This is a genomic window from Gemmatimonadota bacterium, from assembly GCA_026705765.1.
Classification (GTDB): Bacteria; Latescibacterota; UBA2968; order UBA2968; family UBA2968; genus VXRD01.
In genome coordinates this window covers 43,919-64,230 of the sequence record JAPPAB010000168.1, presented here as the reverse complement: position 1 = coordinate 64,230, position 20,312 = coordinate 43,919, and the positions used below count along the sequence as shown (strand labels likewise).

The following is a 20,312-nucleotide window of genomic DNA, read 5'->3' as shown; positions in this document are numbered from 1 at the left end:
GCCGGCGCGTATGGCGAACGGCTGCTACCCGAGACCATGGGCGGTGGCGTCGCCTACCCATAACCCTGATCATAACCCTGTCTTCGTCTCTCTTTGTGGGCCTCGTTCTCAATCCCACATTTTGTGCATCCTTCATGACGGTGAGAGGAACAGTCAAAGAAACATCACCCCGTCTTCAGCGCAGCCTCAACGCCTATCAGCGCCGCCTCGAACTGGCACTCAATTACCCGGGAATAACCCTCACTCTTGCAGCGAGCACACTCCTCCTCGTCATTTTGGCGTACTACTTCACAGGTCGAGGCATCGAATTTTTTCCCGAAATTGAACCCAATACAGCCTATATCGACGTGCGCGCGCCATCGGGCACAAACCTCGAAACATCGGATCAACTGGCGCGTCAGATCGAATCTATTCTCTCCGATATTCCCGATGTTGAAACCTATGTCGCCAACGTGGGCGTCTCTGGAGGCGATGAATTTGCGTCTGGCGAAGGCGTTTCAAATGCCAGTCGCATCTCCGTTGATTTTGTCGATGAAAGTATTCGACAACAATCCTCTTTTAAGACCATTGAGGAAATTCGCAACAAACTCAAAAATCTGACTGGCGCTGAAATCGAATTATCTCAAGAACGCGGCGGACCACCGGTAGGCCCGCCCATCAGCGTTGAGGTATCCGGCGAAAATTTCGAAATTTTGGGTCAACTATCCGCACGTATCAAGCGCATCGTGGCCGAAGTGCCCGGCGTTGTCGATCTCAAAGACGACTACGACCGGGGGCGTCCCGAAGTCCGCATCGTCGTAGATCGAGAAGCCGCTGCAATAGCGGGCCTCAATACACGCCTGATTGCCGCTACGGTACGCTCGGCTGTTTACGGCTCAGAAGCATCCGAATATCGGCTGGGCGAAGACGAATACGATATTCGCGTGAGATTCAAATCCGACAAACGCAACACCCTCGCCGACCTCGAACGCATCACCATTGAAAAAGATGGCAAAATCACGCCCATAAGTGCGGTTGCACGCATAGAAACGGGCGGGGGATTTGGCAGCATCCGGCGCAAGGATCTCAAGCGCGTAATCTCCATCGAAGGCAAAGTGCAAGACCGCACATCTGATGCAGCCATGCGCGATGTGCAAGCAGCCCTATCCAATTTTCCCCTGCCACCGGGCTATCAGATCGCCTATTCTGGAGAAAATGAAGAACAGCAAAAAGCCACCGCCTTTCTTTCTAAAGCTCTGCTCATAGCATTGGCGGGCATCGCGCTCATTCTGATTACGCAATTCAATTCCCTGGCCCTGCCCTTTACCATTCTCACCTCCGTCATTTTGTCTATGATTGGCGTGTTGATCGGCCTGATAGTCACCGGAACTCCTTTTGGCATTCTCATGACGGGCATTGGCGTGATCAGCCTTGCGGGCGTGGTTGTCAACAACGCCATCGTTCTAATCGGCTATACCCTGCAATTGCGCCAGCGCGGCCTTTCAGCGCGCGAGGCAATCATACGCGCAGGCGTCGTGCGATTTCGCCCCGTCATACTCACAGCCATAACCACCATCCTGGGCCTGTTGCCCCTTGCCACGGGTATCAGTTTTGACTTTCTTTCCTTTTCATGGGAAATTGGGGGACGCAGCAGTCAATGGTGGGGACCAATGGGCGTGGCTGTCATCTTTGGTCTCGCATTTGCCACTGCCCTCACACTGGTCGTTGTACCTGTTCTAATCAGCCTTATCTGGCGATGGTTTGGCGCGCCCAAAATTGAATCGACACCCACATACCGCCACACCGCCGCAGATTGAGCCATCAAGGCTCCTGGAGACGCCCATGTTGCTTCGTATATTTCTCATCGTCCTTGCTCTTGTCCTATTTTTTCGTTTTGTCGGTCGCTTGTTTCTCGCCATCCTAATGCGCCCACCTGAAGCATCGAAAAAAAAATCACGGCGCGACATTGACGATTCACAAATTCAAGACGCGGACTTTAAAGACCTTTAGACCCCTCGGATAAAACAGATGGCTACCCGACGTCCTCGCAAAACTGGACCCTCGCCAGCTCAAATCCTCGATGCCGTAAAAAAAGGCGAAATCTCATCCCTCTACTATTTCTACGGGGAAGAAGATTTTCAACGCGACCAGCTTCTCAACGCCCTCGTCGAAATCCTCATTGAACCCGCGGCGCGTCCCTTCAATCTCGACATCTATCGCGCCGAAGACCTCGATATTCCCCAGCTCATTGCACAAGCACTCACCTTTCCAATGATGGCGCAACGCCGCCTGATCGTCCTCAAAAACGCCGACCGCTTACCCGATTCAGCCAGCTCCGAACTCTTGCCCCTCATCGAATCTCCACCCGAAACAACGACCATAATCATCACAGCCGCCAAACCCGATGGACGCAAAAAACTATTTGCCGAACTCAGAAAACGCGCGAGTGCAATCGAATTTCGCCCACCCTACGACAATGAGATCCCGGCCTGGATACAGACACATGTCAAAACCCTGGGTAGGCAAATCGCGCCCGACGCGGCTCACCTGCTCCACATGAGCATCGGGTCAAATTTGCGCGAATTGAACGGCGAAATCGAAAAACTCTTTATCGCTACCCCATCCAATCCAATCTCGCGCGAAGATGTCGCCCAGGTGATCGACAACACGCGGGGGATCACAGTCTTTGAACTCGCCGACGCACTCGGGCACCGTCAGTTGAACAAAGCACAGATCCTCATTGGACGGCTCTGCGAACAGGGAGAACATCCTGCCGGCACAATCGCGCTACTCATCCGTCACTTTGGGATTTTGCGGCGCGCGCAATGGATATCGGGCCAGCGCCTACCCAGAAATGCAATGGCTTCACGCCTCAAAGTACCCGCTTTTTTTCTCAATAACTACCTCGATCAGGCCCGTCTATTCGACGAACGAGCACTCTGGAATGCCCATGATGCCCTTCTCGATGCAGATAACCGCCTCAAATCCAGCGGCGGGACACCGCACGAGATTCTCGCCCATCTGGCCTATCGAATCTGCCGTGCATCCCCTTGACAACCCCGTAAAAATCTGGTAGTTTAGCACACTCTCATCAGAACAAAACCCAACCCGAAAGGAGTCTCAAAGTGGGAAGTCCATTGAATGTTACAGATGAAAATTTCCAGACAGAAGTTGTCGATTCCGATCTTCCGGTACTCGTAGATTTTTGGGCAACATGGTGCGGTCCGTGCCGGATGATTGCCCCCAGCATTGAAGAACTCGCGCGTGAATACGATGGTCGCGTTAAAATCTGCAAAGTCGATGTAGATCACGCCCAGCAGACAGCACAGGGATTTGGCATTCGCAGCATCCCCACATTACTCATCTTTAAGGACGGCAAACAGGCAGATCAGCTTATCGGCGCTGTCCCCAAAAGCGCGATAGAAGACAAACTCAAAGCCGTACTCGCTTAAAACTGAGAAGCCGAAGACAGTGTCTCCGGCTTCTTTTTAAGAAAAAATAAAGCCCGATATCTTTTTATGATACCGGGCTTTTGTTTTGTATCGCAGTGTGTCCTACCGAGCAGGTTGCAAACGGCCTTGTGCGGGATATGATTCGAGAATTGCTTCAATCTCTTGTTGAAAACGCTCGAGAGGTTCCGCAACCTGGTGGCGAAATTCTTTGCGGATCAACCCGCAGTATTCCTGAGCGGCCTTTAACATCACCTCGGCATTGTGTTGCAAAGTGCGATAATCGTCCTGAAAATGATCAAATCGCCCGTGCAAGGCGTGCATCAACTTGCTCGCGTAATCACTGACACTCACCTCTTTATACCCCTCGCTAAATCGCTTCAGGTGATCCAGCGCCTCATCCAAAAATGTCTGCACCTCATCAACCTGCAGCGCGTCGCGCGTGGTGAGAATCAAATGACGGCCGTGAATGGACATGCGTATGGCATCCCCAAAATCGCGGGGATGATGCAGAAGCATATGGGCCATAAACTTCCAGAACGTCCACCGATAATACCCGACCACCCCTTGATGCCAAAAAGAGCGAAGACCAGCCCTGAGTTCCGTCCAACCAATTGGCATTGACGGAATTGCCCTGCGCGCGCGATGTGCATAATGCGTGCGGCAGCGCTCAAAGAAAATCTCTGGACTATTCAGCGTTTCGAGGACCTTGCGATGGCGCGCCAGCAATTCGTCGGGATCGATGAGGGGCTCATAACTCAACTGCCGGCTGAAAATACCCGAATCGCCCGTATATTTTACGTCTTCGCGCAGGCGACCCAACCGCTTGTAGCGCTTGTAATCGGGTGTATCGCGCAGCACGCCCAAAACCCCCACCATAGCCACGGGAATACCCGCTTCTCTGATAAACGCAATCATGAGATCGGCAATATCATCTGGATCCGTATCCAGACCCATGATAAAACCGGCCTGAACTTCCATGCCGTATTCTTGCAGAATCTTAACCTTATCCAGCAAAGGCGTATCGCCCTGCAGATTCTTTTGCGCGCCCATAAACTTCAGGCTTTCTTTCACTGGCGATTCAATACCCGCAAAAATTTTATCAAATCCGGCGAGGTACATCGCCTCTAACAACGCGGGATCATCGCTCACGCGAATGCTGGCCTGTGTAAAGAGTTGGAAAGGATACCCGCGCTCTCTTTGCCAGGGAACCACCTCTTCTTCCAGTGTTTCTCGAATCTCTTCGCGGTTGCCAACAAAATTGTCATCAACCGCCATAACCGAGCCTCGCCAGCCCCTATCGTAAAGAGCGTCCAGTTCCTGAACCACGCGACTGCTATTTTTCAAACGCGTTATCTTGCCGTAAAGCGCGGGGATATTGCAAAATGTGCAACTTTCGGGACAGCCCCGCGTAATCTGAATCACCATCACAGTATAATCGTCAAAACTGATCAGATCCCAGCGCGGGAGCGGTGTTGTTGCGAGGCTTTGAAACTCACCCCGCCGATCAATGTACTCTCGCCCACCCTTGTAAGGCTCAGATACCAATCGATCGACCACATCCATAAAGCCATTTTCAGCCTCGCCCAGATAAAAGACCGCATCTCCCTCAATATCTTCGCAATACTGCGTGGGAAGCGGACCGCCATTGAGCACGGGCACACCTGCGACATTGCACTGGGCAATAATTTCTTCGAGAGAATGCCAGTGAATAATCATCGACGATGTAATCACAACATCTGCCCAATCCAGATCTTCATCTGTCAGTGCATGCACATTCACATCCACCACGCGCAAACTGTAGTGATCGGGCATCATACCGGCAATCGTCAACAACCCCAAAGGCGGAAAAGCCGACTTCTTTCCGACCATCCTCAAAGCTTCATCAAAACTCCAGAACGTCACCGGATTCTTTGGATATACAAGCAACGCGTTGGGCATACAGCTATCCTTTCACAAAATGAAAAACAAAGAACTTCTGATAAGTTCAATATACTATATTTTTTTCGCAACTCATAGAAAAAACGAGAGCATCCAGATTGGGAAAAAACTGATACCTCGGACCATCGCGAACAATAAACCTTGATTTACACCGCAATTTGAGATAATTTTTCTCTACCTATCCATTGAGACGTAGCCGGGGCAAGGAGGCTAACATGAAAATGACACAACAGCCAACCAACCATTTGCTACCTGCCATAATACTATCAATCGCAATACTCGGATGCGGTAAATTACCGGAGGTCTCTCCCACGGCACCACCTCCAACTGAGACACCATCTGCGTCAGCAACAGAAGAAGTGCGATCAGAAAAGACACGCGTGACCGTACCTCTGGCAACAGATTCAGAACTAACAGACCTGGCACGCGGCAACAACGCTTTCGCCTTTAACCTGTATCAAAAATTGCGCGAAGAAGAAAGCGGAAACCTGTTCTATTCGCCCTACAGCATCTCGCTGGCACTTGCCATGACATATGCCGGTGCAAGAGGCGAAACCGAACGTCAGATGTCAAACGCACTACACTTCATCCTGACCCAGGACAAATTGCACGCCGCATTTAACGCCCTCGATCTCCAACTCGCCTCACGAGGCGAAGGCAGCAGTGGCCAGGATGGCAAGGGCTTTCGATTGAACATCGCCAATGCGATCTGGGGACAACAGGGCTATAACTTCCAGCAGAACTTTCTGGACAAACTGGCGGAAAATTACGGTGCTGGAATGAGAATCGCAAACTTCACGGAGGCACCCGAGAACTCGCGAGTCACAATCAACGACTGGGTTGCCCATCAGACCGAAGACAAAATCAAAGACCTGATTCCCTCTGGTGCCATCGACAACTTGACCCGCTTAGTCCTCACCAATGCCATCTACTTCAACGCGGCCTGGCTTCACACCTTTGACGAAAGAGCCACTTCTGCAGGTGACTTCCATTTGCTCACAGGCAACAGCGTTAGAGTACCAATGATGCGACAGACCGAATCATTCGGCTATGCGAGGGGCACGGAATATCAGGCCGTTGAGTTGCTCTACGATGGCAGTGAAATATCCATGGTCATCCTGCTCCCCGACAAAGGCAATTTTGACCCATTCGAAAAATCGCTAAACGCCGAACTCATCGGTCGAATTTCGAAAGACCTGAGACGCAACCGCATAGAACTCATCATGCCCTCATTCGAGTTTGAAGCCCAATTCAAGCTGGGCGCAATGCTCCAGAAGATGGGAATATCCGATGCCTTTAACCCGCAATTAGCGGACTTCTCGGGCATGGATGGAACAAAAGACCTGTCCATTTCGGACGCCTTTCACAAGGCGTTCGTCCTCGTCAATGAGAACGGCACAGAAGCCGCTGCTGCCACCGGCGTAGTCATAGGCGTAACATCCCTCCCTCCGAGAGTCACGATCGATCGGCCATTCATCTTCCTCATCCGGGACATAGCGACCAATACCACTCTATTTGTCGGGCGAGTAATGGACCCGAGATAATACAAGGATAGCTCAAACATGATCACAGAAGAAGACCTCTGGTATTTCAAAACAACTGGATTTTACAAAGTCCGCGAGACCTTGCCCGGCGATCTGGTCAATCGTCTAAACGAAGTCACCTCCCGGCAAATTGCAGACATGCGCGAACCCATTGTATGGGAAGAAAAGGTGGAGCGAGAGCCGAAAAACGTCCGCCGTCTCTCAAAAATTTTTTTGCGAGACCCCATCTATTTTGAAGCCGCATCTCATCCCATCATCCTCAACGCCCTCGAAGGCATCATCGGTCCAAACATCGAAGTACTCACCAACAAACACAATCACGTCATGGTGCGCCCCTCCGGGTCTTATCCCGTCCCCTGGCACGCCGGTGAAGAACCCTATGACCACACACTTATCACCGGCTTGATCTACCTCGAAGAATCAACCGTTGAAAACGGCTGTGTGCGCATCGTGCCCGGCAGCCACAACCGCCCATTTCTCAACCCGCGCCGACCACAGAAACAAAGAGACAATTTTTACGACAGCGACAACTATTACCGCGCAGTGCCAATCCCCATGCCGCGCGGTGGTGTCCTGCTCTTTAACGACTGCTGTTATCACGGATCTGACACAAATTGTTCCAATCATTCTCGCCGCAGCATGACGGTTGCCTATCGCGCCCACGACGCCCACGACGTAATCAAAGACGACCCGGAAAAAATTCTCGTACGCGGCGAAAAAGTCTATACGGGACACCCTCATCCCTATACGCTTCCCGCCCAGGAGTAGGACATGCCCTCACTCACAATGCGACAAATCCAACTCTTCCGAAACAACGGTTTTCTCTGCTTCCCAGACCTTTTGCCAGAAGAAATGATTGAAAACCTGAAGACCGCTATTATGGAAGACATTGACCGCGAAGTCGAACCCATCGTGCGCAATAAGGATGGTCGGCCTGTTCGCATCTCTGCACTTATGGACCGCGCGCCGATCTTTCGAGAAGCAGTCACGCATCCATACGCGCTCAACCCACTCGAATCGCTTCTGGGACCCAACATCGAAATCCTCACCAATCGCCACAACCACGCCACCTTGCGCACAGCAGAGGACAACAAAGGTGCGTATCTCCATCGCGATGTCAGACAGTGGACGCGCAACATCTACACCATCATCTTTTACCTCGAAGAAACCACCCTCGAAAATGGATGCACCCGCATCATTCCCGGATCGCATCACTTCCCTGGCACCTCCACATCTATTCACGATGCAGAATGGGCAAGCGATGTCCTCGGTCAGGCACTCCCCGTACCCATGCCAGCAGGAGGAATGCTCGCAATCGACAGCATGGTCGTCCACGGCGCAGGCGAAAATCACACCGACGACACGCGCATGAGCATGACAATTGGCTATCACAGCGTCGATGAACTCATGGACATTCCCAACCCCAAACGCCTGCTCGTGCGCGGCGAGGGATTATATAACGGGAATGATCGAAAATAGGATCGGGATTGATCAGTCTGGAACGCGCGAGGCCATTTTCTGATCTAAGAATACGAGACCGGGGATCGCTTCTATATGGTAGATGTATCAATTCTCAATGAACTGGTCTGGACGGCGACCAGTTGTACACCGCTCCTTAATTCTTAATTTTATGACTCCCAACATTATCATCATCATCTCCGACCAGCACAATCCCCATGCAATGGGATGTGCGGGAAATCCCATTGTGCAAACGCCCAATCTGGACGCGCTCGCCCGTAGCGGGGTCCGGTTTCGCAATACGTATTGCCCCTATCCCCTCTGCGCGCCTTCGCGGTCAGGCTTCATGTCCGCGCAATATCCCAGCGATGTGGGCGTCTATGACAACAGCGGCAGTCTGTCTTTTGACACCCCCACGTTTGCCCATGCATTTGGCGCGGCGGGATACGAAGCTGTACTATGCGGTCGCATGCACTTTAGAAACCCCGACCAATTCCACGGCTTTGAAAAACGCATCCACGCCGACTGCGGCGGGCTATCCGCAGAAATTCTCGGCTATGGATACAACCGCACAACGGGACAGACCAAATACGGCGTCCAAGTATCCGGCTATGGCGAAACCGGCTATCGCCACTTTGACAAATCCGTCACCGAAACAGCCTGCAAATTCATCGCCGACCGTCAAAACAGCGACAGACCCTATGCCCTCGTCGTCGGCTACATGAACCCGCACAATCCCCTCATCTGCGGCAGAGAAGACTTCGAATATTACATGGCGCAAATCCCCCCGCTCGAACCCGAATCGCCCGAATACTTAAACGCCCTGCATCCAGCCCTGAAAAAATGGCGCGAAAGACGCGGCGTTGAAGACATCACCCCAGAACAAAACCGCCGCGGATTAGCCGCTTATTACGGCCTGACAACCGAACTCGACCGCTACATCGGTCAAATTATCAAAACCGTCCAATCCTCCTCCGATGCGGACAACACCGTCATCATCTACACCTCGGACCACGGCGACATGGCCCACGAACACGGCATGTGGTGGAAGAGCAGCTTTTACGAAGGCTCTGTGGGCATTCCCTTAATCTGCTCCTGGCCGGGTCATCTTCGCGAAAACCACGCAGAAGATGCCATCGTCAGCCTCATCGACGTCGGACCCACGGCTCTGGACATTGCGGGCGCAGACCCCATGCCTGATGTCTCGGGCAAAAGTTTCACCCCATTCCTCACAGGCGATCCCCCACCGGATTGGCCCAATGAAGTCTTTGCAGAATACATCGGCTTGCTCGGCGACCAGCCCGCGTGCATGCTCCGCACGGGACCGTGGAAATTGAACTATTACTCCGAATTTGACTCCTGCCAATTGTTCAACATTGACGAAGACCCCGAAGAACGCCGCGATCTATCCAATGATCCCCGGTATCGTGAAGTGATCCAATCGGGTCTCGAAAAAATATTTGCACGCTGGTCTGCCGATGACATCTTAAAACAAGCTGAACAACAAGCACGCGCCCGAGCACTCATCGCGCGCTGCGGGCACAGCCATATCCCCCACGCCATCCCCCCATTTGCGCCAGACATCGACGAAGTAAACAAATTCGACTTCTCACAATTGCCCGAAGACCCCAGATAGTATTGCATAAAATCGATATTGAGGTATTTTAGATAAAACAAAGGAGGAAGCTATGACACGAGAACGATTGCCGGTCTTGTTGATCGGCCTATTGTTATTGTCTGGATGCGGCGGCGAACGCGATCCCGTCGTTGAAATGCAAAAATCGCTTGCCTCAGCACCGGCGTATATGATTGTACTGGATGACATGCGCGAAGAAGGCTCTCTTTTCACCACGTATTATCACCGGTATTTAATAACACAGGGCGAAAAACAGGTACAATCGGACTGGATAGAAGTATCGGAATCCATCTATCGAAAATACGAACCGTTTTTGGGGATGGCACTCGTTGCCAAATCGGAGCAAGACGGCGTAAACAACACGCCACATCCGCCCGGATACCACTATGTGGGCAATCCGAGCTACGGGCGTTGGACGGATCGCGGAGGCACATCATTCTGGGAATTCTACGGCCAATACGCGCTCATGAGTCATTTGCTCGGTTGGGGCGGCGGATTTGGCATGAGTCGCTACGATTACGATGATTATCGGTCTTATCGCCGAGATCAACGTCCGTATTACGGACGCAATCGAGAGTATGGCACGCAGGGATCTGTAACACAGAAACAAAAACCATCGACATTCCAGCGACGCCAGGCAAACATAGCGCAAAAAAGACAATCATTCGCACAAAAAGTGCAAAGTCGCACGAGCCAGAGTCGGACCGGCTTTGGAAGTTCGCGTTCAACAAGTCGCAGCCGATCTGGATTTGGCAGCCGCAGTTTTGGAGGGTTTGGAAAATGATAGTACAGGACTTAATCGCAACGGGTATTTATCTCATCAGCGCGTTTATATTATTCTGGATCGGCAAATTGGTCAAAGACTTGACGACAACGAGTTACAGCGTGCGAGAAGAACTCGTAGAAAAAGACAACGTCGCACTGGGTGTGGCCATGGCGGGATATTACTTCGGATTGTTCATGGCCATTGGCGGCACCTTATCCGGACCGTCTCAGGGATTGGAAAACGATTTGATCGACATCGGCATATACGGACTGCTGGCGATCATCTTGCTAAATCTCTCGCGTCTGGTCAATGACGGAGTAATCCTGCACGGATTCAAAATTCGGGATGAATTAATCGACGATCAAAACGCGGGCACGGGTGCCGTGATCGCCGCGTCGTACATAGCAACGGGATTGGTGATCTTTGGCGCAGTATCGGGTGAGATCGGTGGAATTGTGACAACCGTGATTTTCTGGGCATTGGGGCAGGTAGCTCTGGTACTGGCCGGGCTGGTGTACGAATGGATTACCCCGTATAGCATTCACGATGAAATCGAAAAAGACAACGTCGCCGCTGGCGTCGCTTTTGCGGGTGCACTGGTCGGCATTGGCGTCATCGTGTTTCACGCATCGGCGGGCAACTTTATTTCCTGGGCTGTAAATCTACAGGATTTCGCAATCGAAGTAGTTGCGGGATTGATCTTGCTACCCATCGTCCGATTCATCTCCGACGTCATCCTCCTGCCCGGACAAAAACTGACCGATGAAATCGCCAATCAAGAACACCCCAATCTCGGCGCGGGCTTCATCGAAGCCACATCTTACGTCGGTGCATCGTTTCTGATCGTATGGAGTTTATAAAAAAGAAAGTTGTATTAAATCTCTCTAACTCGGCGGACTGAACACCCGCCGAGTTATTTATTTTTTATGCGACAAAGCTACCTCTTAAAAACCTGTATATTCGCCACGGGATGTGCTGGCATTGTAGCGGAATTTACATTGTCAACACTGGCGAGCTATCTATTGGGCAACACGACATTGCAGTGGGCCGTGCTCATGTCGTTGATGTTATTTGCTATGGGCCTGGGCAGCCGATGGAGCCGCTTATTGACAGACCGGCTACTGGACCGCTTTATCGCAATCGAATTTTACCTCTCGGTCCTGTGCGCCACCTGTGCGGTTGTAGCGTATTTTGGATCGGTACTCGCGTTATCGGCAGGTGTTTTCATCTATAGCTACGCCTTTGCAATCGGCGTACTCATCGGCATGGAAATTCCGCTGGTCGCGCGCATGAACGAAGCATATCAGGATCTGCGCACCAACATCGCCTCAGTGATGGAAAAAGACTATTTTGGCGCATTGATCGGCGGACTATTGTTCGCCTTTTTTTTATTGCCAGAATTGGGCCTGACGTACACACCGCTGGCGTTGGCCGCGATTAACTTTATCGTGGCATCGGTATTGCTGTGGCAATATCGGCACTTATTGGCGCGTCGCTGGCTGCTATTGACGGCATTCTGGACCCTGGGCGCGGGCCTTCTGGTACTGGGGCTTTATATCCGTCCCATTGTAATATGGGGCGAGCAAAGTCGGTATCGCGACCGCGTAGTCTATCAAGATCAGACCGCGTATCAACGCATTGTCATAACAGAATGGAAAGGCTATTACTGGCTGCACTTAAATGGCAACGTGCAATTCAGCACCTATGACGAAGAACGCTATCACGAATCACTGGTACATCCGGCCATGAAACTATCCGGATCGCGTAACAACGTACTCATCTTAGGCGGGGGGGATGGACTCGCTGTACGCGAAGTCGTAAAATATGCAGATGTACAGGCGATCACGCTGGTAGATTTAGACAAAGCGATAATCGATCTGGCGCGCGCGCACCCGGTCTTTGTAGAAGCGAATACACGGGCACTGGACGACCCGCGTGTCAGTGTGGTAATCGGCGATGCGGGCGCGTTTTTGGCGCATTCAGAAGCACTATTCAACATCATCATCATCGACTTGCCCGACCCCAAAGGACCAGACCTCGCCAGATTGTATTCGCGGGAATTTTATCGCCTGTGTGCGCGTCACTTAACACCCGATGGCGTACTGGTAACCCAGGCGTCGAGTCCTCTCAACGCGCATCTTGCATTTCTGTGCATTGAGCGCACAATGACAGACGCCGGTTTTTCCACCATACCCTATCACACCTATATACCAACAATGGGAGATTGGGGATGGGTATTGGGAATGAAAGCCGAAAAGATACGCAAAGAGGGCCTCCTTCGCCGAACGCAACAACTCACATTTGAGGATATTGAAACGCAATTTTTGAATGCAGAAGCAATGCGGGGAATGTTGCACTTCTGGAAGGGCATGTTTGATGGGCAACATGCGATTGAGGTCAGCACAGAGATGGAACCGACAGTAGATCGATACTATCGAAAATCAGAATGGGGATTTGAATAGAGATATTAATCTACAGGCAAAATATTGCTAAATTGATATTCCTCGACGAACTCACCCACCGCGGCTTCAAAAGCATCTTCAGCCCATTGCTCGATAGACAGGGTGTGTTCCTCCGGCTCGTCGAGATAATTCCAGATGATAAACTCCTGTCCCTCGTCTCCGCCATCTTTGTAAAAAGATCCAACGGCTGACGATATGCCATAGAACATAACCCCCTGGCATCGAACTTCATCTGGCGGATCCTCATTGTCGTGGTCGCGCATATGCCCACGGATATCGCCCTCAATATCAGAAAGGGGGATTTTGCGCGTCAGGACCCAGGTGATACTATCGTCTTCTGCCCGCTCGAGAAATGCCACATCATCGCCACAGGTGAGTTCCCATTCATCCACGCGATCACCTTCGTAATCGTAATAATGCTGCGCTGTAACCTGCCATGTTTTGAGATCGTAATCGAGGACATAACCCAGCTTGAGATCGGACAGTGTAACACTGAGGGGATCGAGAACTTCGGGTTCTTGTTTCTTTTTCTTAAAAGGATTCCAATTCATTTGATCTCCAGACACCCCATGAATCTTCTGCGACAGATAGAACGGGTGCGCCAGCGTCTCACTCGCAGGCACACCCAGACAGAATCAGTCTTTCGAAGTCATCCCCATCTTTGCTTTGAGTTCAGCAAGGCGTTGATCTGTGCCCCCTGACGAGGTACTCAGTGCCGCGTCAATCTCCTCATCAACGCTCTTGGATTCACCGGCTATCTCACCATAAGCCTGCGAGAGCGATTCATCTTCTTCAACCCGTTCTTTCATACGCTCGAGCATGGCAATTGTACCGGACGAATCGACTTTGGCGAGTTGCTTGTTGATTTTCTTCGTCGCAGCGGCTGTTTTTGCACGCGCACGCAGTGAAATGAGTTCATTTTCGTGCGTTGCAATGGTAGATTTGAGCTTCTCCACCTGACTTTGTAGCTTAGCGGCCATATCTTCCTGCATCTCGGCATCTTGCTCAAACTGAGAAATACGATTATCGGCCTCTGATTTGCGGCTAAGAGCCTCGGTTGCCAACCGGTCAGCCTCTCCAGCATCCAGATCACCACTCTGGGCTTTTTGGAGCAAAACCATGGCCTTTCGCTCCCAGTCAGCAGACGCCTTCTTATTGTCTTCAGCTTGCTTTCGCAATCGAATGGCCTGCCCTTTGACCTCAGCCAGGCTGGTCATCGCGCCATTGAGGTCATTTTTCAGATCGCGAATACCCTGTTCGGTCATTTTTATCGGATCTTCAAATTTGTCAATAGCCGAATGGACTTCGGCCTTGCCCACACTGAAGAGACGTTGAAAGATGCTCATGAGATACTCCTTTTTTGGAAATGGTCAGTTTTTGTACGGGTGGGTTTCGAGCGATGTACAACTGCGCCAGCAGTTCAACCCACCCCCTACTGATGGCTATATTCGAGTAATTCTGCGGCATTATCGGCCAAGGCGAGTTCGAGCGCAGTAATCGAGCCTTCAAGCTCAGATCGGTCGAGTGTATCCAGGCGCAGGGTATCGCGAAAAAGAACCGTGCCGGTTTCATCGTCCAGGGCAAACGCCCCGTGAACAAGTGTGCGATTCATTTCGAGCAACCTTTTGTACAGATCCCCAGGGGCATTGGGAATGGGCATAATAGCCTGCTCAATAATGAGGATGGGATCTTCGCAATCGACAATGAGGTGATTGACCCCGCGATCTTCGTCGCTCACCACCACGAGTTCTTCAGCGGTATCTTCCTCGTCAACCGCGAGATTGAGGTCTTGAAGATAAGATTTGACTGTATTGAAATATTCTGACATTTTAAACTCCTGAAAGCGGTTAGCGGGAGGTGTAACGCGACCCTCCGTCCTGCCTATGAGATACGCAAGCGAAATATTGGTTTCAAAAATTAACGTTCAAATTGACTTCAAGTCAAGTAGAGATCGCATATACGCACTCTGATCAACCACTCTGGAGATTTTATGGAACCCAGGTACCCGATATGGAACATACGCCATAGAGGCGACTATCATTCTATTGCCGATGTCATTCTCGCAAACCGTTCATTAAAAATAGAAGATTTGGCCGATTCTCCCGATATTTTGAATGACCCCTATTTAATGAAAGACATGCGCCGCATTGTCGAACGCATATCAGAAGCTATTCGCAATAAAGAGCGCATTGTGGTTTTTGGCGATTACGATGTAGATGGCGTCACGAGCACCGCTGTCTTGCTGGATTTTTTTGATCTGGTAGGTGCCAATGCCACATTTTTGTTGCCCGACCGGTTCCGAGATGGGTATGGCATGAAACCACCGGGTGTAGAGAAAGCATCCGCAAAAGGAGCGCAACTCATTGTAACTGCCGACAATGGCATTTCAGCTTTTGAGGCTATTGACACTGCCAATAACGCCGGCATAGATGTGGTAGTCATTGACCATCACCATCCACAGGACAAATTGCCAGACGCTCTGGCACTGGTAAATCCCAATCGCGCAGACTGCGAATATCCCTTCAAGGGACTGGCTGCCGTAGGAGTGGCATTTAAGGTAGTACAGGCTCTGGCATCGGAGTTCTTGTCCGATTCAGAACGCCGCCGATATTTGAACTCGCTTTTAGATCTCGTCGCATTGGGTACTGTGGCTGATATGGCCCCCATGGTTGCAGAAAATCGTCTGCTTACGCGAAGGGGGATGCAAGTCCTCAACACCACCGAGCGCCCGGGCTTGCAGGCACTCAAAGCCGTCGCGGGCACGACCAACCGCTCCATTGACACAATCTCTATTGGATTCTTCCTGGGACCGCGCATCAACAGCGCCGGGCGCCTATCATCGGCCGATCTGGCACTCGATTTGTTGCGCTGCCAAAACCGGGGACAGGCGAAAAAACTCGCCGAAGAATTAAACGGTCTAAACGGCGAACGACAGGCTCTCCAAAACGACGGCATAGCCGAAGCAGAACGCATGGTAGAAGATAACTGGTTGGATCAATATCGCATTCTGGTGGTACGCGGTGAAGACTGGCATCTGGGTGTGGTCGGGCTGATTGCCGGACGATTGGTCGAAAAATTTTCGCGCCCCGCACTGGTGTGTACCAACTTTCGAAAAAATGGCATCTACACGGGTTCTGCGCGCACAGCCGGTGGATACAATATCGTCGAGGCGATTTTCCGCGTCTCAGATCTGCTCACCGAATTTGGCGGACACGCAGATGCCGCCGGATTTTCAGTCCCCGCTGAAAATTATTTCGAATTTCAAGACCGGTTGATCGCAGATGCCCAAACGCGGCTATCAGAGGAAGCACTGACGCCCCAACTGGAAGTCGATGTCGCGCTCAAACCATCCGATATTTCGCTGACAACCGTTGACACCCTGGACAAATTGGCACCTTTTGGCGCAAAAAACGAGTTGCCGCGTTTTGTAGCCCACAATTGCCGAATTGCAGATGCGCGCGCCATAGGCCGCGGGGCGCATTTGAAACTCAGAGTGGATACAGGTGGTGATCTGTGCGACGCAATCTGGTTTCGCCAGGGCGAGCGGGTTTACGAATTGTCAGTGGGCGACAGCGTCGATCTCGCCTTTGCACTACAGGCCAATACCTGGCAGGGCAGAACTAATGTGCAAATGTTGGTAGAGGACATGCGCTTGTCGAACCTTAGCGATTAGCCAATTTTCCGGAGGTATTTAATGGGCATTGCTGAAAAATTAAACGTGGGCATTGTGGGGGCTGCGGGGCGTGGGGGCAGTTTTCGAGTCGCTTTCGAAGCGCATGAAACGGCGCGCATTCACGCGGTATGCGATGTGCGCGAAGAGGAACTCGACGCTGCTGCTGAACGATTGGGAGCCTCTGAAAAATACGCGGATTACGAAACCATGCTCGCGCGCTCTGAACTCGACGCAGTCGTCATCGGCACGCCCATGCATTTTCACGCTCAGCAAGCAATTGAGGCACTGCATCGCAACATCCACGTCTTGAGCGAAGTCACAGCCGGGGTCTCTGTGGAGGAATGCCGCGCCCTGGTACACGCCGCCACATCGTCAAAAGCACTCTATATGATGGCAGAAAATTACACCTACACCCGCCCCAATGTACTGGTAAAAGAGCTCGTGCGGCGGGGTTTGTTCGGCGATGTATATTACGGAGAAGGAGAATATCTCCACGAACTGAAAGCCCTGAATGAAATCACAAAATGGCGGCGCAAGTGGCAAACGGGCATTGATGGTATAACCTATTGCACGCACAGCCTGGGACCTCTCTTGCAGTGGATGCCGGGGGACCGCGTAGTGCGCGTGTGTTGTGCGGGCAGCGGACACCATTACACAGACCCTCGGGGAGACCAGTATGAAAATCAAGATTCGTGCGTCATGTTGTGCCAGATGGCGAGCGGCGGGCTGGTAAAAATCCGGGTAGATATGCTATCGAAACGCCCCCACGCAACCGGCAATTTTCAACTACAAGGAACAAAAGGGTGTTATGAATCGGCGAGAGAGCGCGGCGGTGTCAATCGCATATGGCTTGAAGATATCTGTGGCGAAAAAAATGAATGGATAGATCTGACAGATCTGGAAGAAGACTATCTACCCGACATGTGGCGCAACCCCTCTGAAGCGGCATTAAAAGCCGGACACGGCGGGGGCGACTATTTCGAAATCATGGATTTTATTCAAAGCATCAACGGCGAAATCGCCTGTCCAATTGGCATTCACGAAGCCATGGACATGACCTTGCCAGGTTTAATCAGTCAACAATCAATTGTACAAGACGGAGCGTGGCTACACGTGCCCGACTCGCGCTCGTGGATAGAGGAGTAAAATATGGGAATGCTGGATGCTATTGATCTAAAACAAAAAACAAAAAAATCTGACTACAACGCCCGAATGGAAAAACTGGAAATAAAAATGGGCCAACTCGAGCGAAAGGCACTGGAAAACAAAGTGCCCATCACGATTGTATTCGAAGGCTGGGGCGCTTCTGGCAAAGGGCGGCTGATCAACGAGTTGTTGCAAGTACTCGATCCCCGCGGCGTCAAGGTATATTCGACCCAGGTTCCCAATGAAGAAGAGATTTACCGACCATTTATGTGGCGGTTCTGGACCAAAATACCCGAACGCGGACGCCTGGTCATTTACAGCAGGAGTTGGTACAGTCGGTTCATTGTAGAGAAAATGGATCCGATGATGGACAAGCTACCGGTTGATAAGGCGTATCAAGAAGTGAATAATTTCGAGCGACAACTTGTAGATGACGGCCATGTAATCATCAAGTTCTTCCTGCACATCTCGCGCAAAGAACAAAAAAAGCGTTTTAAGCAACTCGAGAAAAATCCCCTGACGTCCTGGCGCGTGACAGATTACGACTGGAAAAAAAATAAACAATACGAATGGTATGGAGAAGTCATCGAAGAAATGATCTCACGTACGGATAGCAAATACGCGCCCTGGCATATTGTGCCGGCTGAAAACTGGCGTTTTGCAACGGTTTCAGTATTTGAAAAAGTGATTGAAGTCCTCGAAAAAAAACTGGCATCTCTGAACAAAAAGACGCGGACCAAAGCGGTTTCCCTATCCTCAATCCCGCATTCTATGCTCGAAACATCTGATTTGTCCAGAGAACTCACGCGCAAAGAATACGATCGCCTGCGCCGCATTTATCAAAAAAAGATATGGGAAATCGAGCACGAAGTGTATTTGCAAAGGCAGTCAGTCGTCATTGTGTACGAAGGCTGGGATGCTGCGGGAAAGGGAGGCAATATCAAACGTCTCGTGCGCCGCATGGACCCGCGGGGATACGACGTGTTCCCCATCGCCGCGCCAAATGATATTGAACTGGCACATCACTATTTGTGGCGGTTCTGGATCAAAATGCCCAAAGCCGGTCATTTTGCCATCTTTGACCGATCGTGGTACGGGCGCGTTCTGGTTGAGCGCGTAGAGGGATTTGCGACAATACCGGAATGGCAACGCGCGTACCGCGAAATCAACGAAATGGAAGAACAGATGGCAAATTACGGCACCTTATTATTCAAATTCTGGATCGATATCGACAAAGACGAACAATTGAAGCGCTTTCAAGACCGCGAAAAAGTACCGTCCAAACAGTGGAAAATTACGGATGAAGACTGGCGCAATCGAGAGAAATGGGATCAGTATCGCGACGCAGTGGATGACATGTTGTATCGCACAAATACAGATTACGCACCGTGGACCATTGTCGAGTCCAATTGCAAGCTATATGCGCGCATTAAAACGCTGAAAACCGTGGTCAACACCCTGGAAAAACACTTGATCAAACATTGAAGGTGAGACGCGAAGTGAGTAAAGTAGCCATTGAACTGCGGGATATTCACAAGGTTTTTGTGACCGACAGCAACCGGGTAGAAGCACTCGCACAAATTTCTCTGCAAATAGCGCAGGGGGAATTTGTCAGTATGATCGGACCCTCGGGATGTGGCAAAACGAGCTTAATGCGGATTGTCGGCGACCTGGAAACACCGACAAAGGGCACGGTTCGCGTACTGGGGAAAATACCCGAAGTCGCACGGCGCGAACGGTTGGTGGGCTTTGTATTTCAACATCCCTCGCTTCTCGCCTGGCGCACGGTAGAAGAAAATGTGCGCCTACCCGCAGAGGTCTTTGGAGACACAGAGGTTTTAAGCCGGGTCTCTGAAATGATCGACATTGTCGGACTGGCAGGATTTGAGCAGGCGTATCCGCGCGAACTATCGGGCGGCATGCAATCGCGGGTCGCCATAGCCAGAGTCTTGACCTTCCGCCCATCCGTTTTGCTTATGGACGAGCCTTTTGGAGCACTGGACGAAATGACGCGAGAAAAAATGCAAATTGAACTCTTGCGAATATGGCAGGCGACCGGTGCTGCTGTCTTATTTATCACCCACAGCATCTCCGAAGCATTGCTCCTGTCCGACCGCGTTGTGGTCATGTCTGCCAGACCCGGCAAAATCGCGGAAGACCTGAGCGTTCATTTTCCCCATCCCCGGGAAAACACCTTGCGCGCCGACCCCCAATTTGTGGCCATGGAAGCCCATCTGCGTGAGCAACTGGAAGGATAA

18 protein-coding genes are annotated in these 20,312 nt (G+C 51.3%); 14 read left to right on the top strand and 4 right to left on the bottom strand.

Annotated elements, in window-relative coordinates; genetic code table 11:
- The 3 genes from OXH16_21425 to trxA all read left to right on the top strand — a co-directional run.
- Positions 1–1,796 (top strand): efflux RND transporter permease subunit (locus OXH16_21425; GenBank protein ID MCY3683971.1); only part of this gene is annotated, 1,796 nt, incomplete at its 5' end.
- 211 nt (positions 1,797–2,007) lie between these two features.
- Positions 2,008–3,033, top strand: coding sequence for a DNA polymerase III subunit delta (gene holA / locus OXH16_21420; GenBank protein MCY3683970.1), 1,026 nt, complete (start codon positions 2,008–2,010; stop codon positions 3,031–3,033).
- 71 nt (positions 3,034–3,104) lie between these two features.
- A complete protein-coding gene (trxA, locus tag OXH16_21415; protein ID MCY3683969.1) occupies positions 3,105–3,431 on the top strand; it encodes a thioredoxin in 327 nt (108 codons plus the stop codon).
- Between the two features lie 102 nt (positions 3,432–3,533).
- Here trxA and OXH16_21410 read toward each other — a convergent pair whose 3' ends face one another.
- Positions 3,534–5,369, bottom strand: coding sequence for a DUF4070 domain-containing protein (locus OXH16_21410; protein ID MCY3683968.1), 1,836 nt, complete (start codon positions 5,367–5,369; stop codon positions 3,534–3,536).
- Between the two features lie 215 nt (positions 5,370–5,584).
- Here OXH16_21410 and OXH16_21405 point away from each other — a divergent pair, with 215 nt between their 5' ends.
- The 7 genes from OXH16_21405 to OXH16_21375 all read left to right on the top strand — a co-directional run bounded on the left by OXH16_21405 (position 5,585) and on the right by OXH16_21375 (position 13,235).
- Positions 5,585–6,913: a serpin family protein gene (locus OXH16_21405; GenBank protein MCY3683967.1), complete on the top strand. Its 1,329-nt coding sequence runs from the start codon at positions 5,585–5,587 to the stop codon at positions 6,911–6,913.
- Between the two features lie 18 nt (positions 6,914–6,931).
- A complete protein-coding gene (locus OXH16_21400; GenBank protein ID MCY3683966.1) occupies positions 6,932–7,681 on the top strand; it encodes a phytanoyl-CoA dioxygenase family protein in 750 nt (249 codons plus the stop codon).
- Positions 7,682–7,684: 3 nt separating this feature from the next.
- Positions 7,685–8,392 carry a phytanoyl-CoA dioxygenase family protein gene (locus OXH16_21395; protein MCY3683965.1) on the top strand — a complete coding sequence of 236 codons (708 nt, stop codon included), beginning with the start codon at positions 7,685–7,687 and terminating at the stop codon, positions 8,390–8,392.
- Positions 8,393–8,543: 151 nt separating this feature from the next.
- Positions 8,544–10,007, top strand: a complete 1,464-nt coding sequence (locus OXH16_21390) for a sulfatase-like hydrolase/transferase (protein MCY3683964.1) — start codon at positions 8,544–8,546, stop codon at positions 10,005–10,007.
- 52 nt (positions 10,008–10,059) lie between these two features.
- Entirely contained in the window at positions 10,060–10,791 is a 732-nt protein-coding gene (locus tag OXH16_21385) for a hypothetical protein (protein MCY3683963.1), read from the top strand.
- The gene (locus OXH16_21380) at positions 10,788–11,633 is read left to right on the top strand and encodes a DUF350 domain-containing protein (protein MCY3683962.1); all 846 of its coding nucleotides are present in this window, start codon (positions 10,788–10,790) and stop codon (positions 11,631–11,633) included. Before OXH16_21385 ends, OXH16_21380 begins: the two co-directional genes overlap by 4 nt.
- Before the next feature lie 66 nt (positions 11,634–11,699).
- On the top strand, positions 11,700–13,235 hold the full coding sequence (locus OXH16_21375) for a polyamine aminopropyltransferase (protein ID MCY3683961.1): 1,536 nt from the start codon (positions 11,700–11,702) through the stop codon (positions 13,233–13,235).
- Between the two features lie 5 nt (positions 13,236–13,240).
- Here the strand turns inward: OXH16_21375 and OXH16_21370 are convergent, their stop codons facing one another.
- The 3 genes from OXH16_21370 to OXH16_21360 all read right to left on the bottom strand — a co-directional run bounded on the left by OXH16_21370 (position 13,241) and on the right by OXH16_21360 (position 15,063).
- Positions 13,241–13,786, bottom strand: a complete 546-nt coding sequence (locus OXH16_21370; protein ID MCY3683960.1) for a DUF4178 domain-containing protein — start codon at positions 13,784–13,786, stop codon at positions 13,241–13,243.
- Between the two features lie 84 nt (positions 13,787–13,870).
- Positions 13,871–14,581 (bottom strand): PspA/IM30 family protein, encoded by a 711-nt coding sequence (locus OXH16_21365; GenBank protein ID MCY3683959.1) that lies wholly within the window; start codon positions 14,579–14,581, stop codon positions 13,871–13,873.
- A gap of 86 nt (positions 14,582–14,667) precedes the next feature.
- Positions 14,668–15,063 (bottom strand): YbjN domain-containing protein, encoded by a 396-nt coding sequence (locus OXH16_21360; protein MCY3683958.1) that lies wholly within the window; start codon positions 15,061–15,063, stop codon positions 14,668–14,670.
- Positions 15,064–15,225: 162 nt separating this feature from the next.
- Here OXH16_21360 and recJ point away from each other — a divergent pair, with 162 nt between their 5' ends.
- Genes recJ through OXH16_21340 form a run of 4 tightly spaced genes read left to right on the top strand, consistent with a single transcriptional unit; the run spans position 15,226 to position 20,312 of the window.
- Positions 15,226–16,908: a single-stranded-DNA-specific exonuclease RecJ gene (recJ, locus tag OXH16_21355; GenBank protein ID MCY3683957.1), complete on the top strand. Its 1,683-nt coding sequence runs from the start codon at positions 15,226–15,228 to the stop codon at positions 16,906–16,908.
- Between the two features lie 21 nt (positions 16,909–16,929).
- On the top strand, positions 16,930–18,054 hold the full coding sequence (locus OXH16_21350; GenBank protein MCY3683956.1) for a Gfo/Idh/MocA family oxidoreductase: 1,125 nt from the start codon (positions 16,930–16,932) through the stop codon (positions 18,052–18,054).
- A 9-nt stretch (positions 18,055–18,063) separates the two neighbouring features.
- Positions 18,064–19,539, top strand: coding sequence for a polyphosphate:AMP phosphotransferase (gene pap, locus OXH16_21345; protein ID MCY3683955.1), 1,476 nt, complete (start codon positions 18,064–18,066; stop codon positions 19,537–19,539).
- A 14-nt stretch (positions 19,540–19,553) separates the two neighbouring features.
- Positions 19,554–20,312, top strand: a complete 759-nt coding sequence (locus tag OXH16_21340; GenBank protein ID MCY3683954.1) for an ABC transporter ATP-binding protein — start codon at positions 19,554–19,556, stop codon at positions 20,310–20,312.

Bases quoted from the DNA above. Each gene is read 5' to 3' on its own strand.
- OXH16_21375 (MCY3683961.1), top strand. From the start codon at position 11,700: ATGCGACAAAGCTACCTCTTAAAAACCTGTATATTCGCCACGGGATGT.
- OXH16_21395 (MCY3683965.1), top strand. From the start codon at position 7,685: ATGCCCTCACTCACAATGCGACAAATCCAACTCTTCCGAAACAACGGT.
- OXH16_21405 (MCY3683967.1), top strand. From the start codon at position 5,585: ATGAAAATGACACAACAGCCAACCAACCATTTGCTACCTGCCATAATA.
- OXH16_21360 (MCY3683958.1), bottom strand. From the start codon at position 15,063: ATGTCAGAATATTTCAATACAGTCAAATCTTATCTTCAAGACCTCAAT.
- OXH16_21365 (MCY3683959.1), bottom strand. From the start codon at position 14,581: ATGAGCATCTTTCAACGTCTCTTCAGTGTGGGCAAGGCCGAAGTCCAT.
- recJ (MCY3683957.1), top strand. From the start codon at position 15,226: ATGGAACCCAGGTACCCGATATGGAACATACGCCATAGAGGCGACTAT.
- OXH16_21370 (MCY3683960.1), bottom strand. From the start codon at position 13,786: ATGAATTGGAATCCTTTTAAGAAAAAGAAACAAGAACCCGAAGTTCTC.
- OXH16_21380 (MCY3683962.1), top strand. From the start codon at position 10,788: ATGATAGTACAGGACTTAATCGCAACGGGTATTTATCTCATCAGCGCG.
- holA (MCY3683970.1), top strand. From the start codon at position 2,008: ATGGCTACCCGACGTCCTCGCAAAACTGGACCCTCGCCAGCTCAAATC.
- OXH16_21400 (MCY3683966.1), top strand. From the start codon at position 6,932: ATGATCACAGAAGAAGACCTCTGGTATTTCAAAACAACTGGATTTTAC.
- OXH16_21350 (MCY3683956.1), top strand. From the start codon at position 16,930: ATGGGCATTGCTGAAAAATTAAACGTGGGCATTGTGGGGGCTGCGGGG.
- OXH16_21410 (MCY3683968.1), bottom strand. From the start codon at position 5,369: ATGCCCAACGCGTTGCTTGTATATCCAAAGAATCCGGTGACGTTCTGG.
- pap (MCY3683955.1), top strand. From the start codon at position 18,064: ATGCTGGATGCTATTGATCTAAAACAAAAAACAAAAAAATCTGACTAC.
- OXH16_21385 (MCY3683963.1), top strand. From the start codon at position 10,060: ATGACACGAGAACGATTGCCGGTCTTGTTGATCGGCCTATTGTTATTG.
- OXH16_21390 (MCY3683964.1), top strand. From the start codon at position 8,544: ATGACTCCCAACATTATCATCATCATCTCCGACCAGCACAATCCCCAT.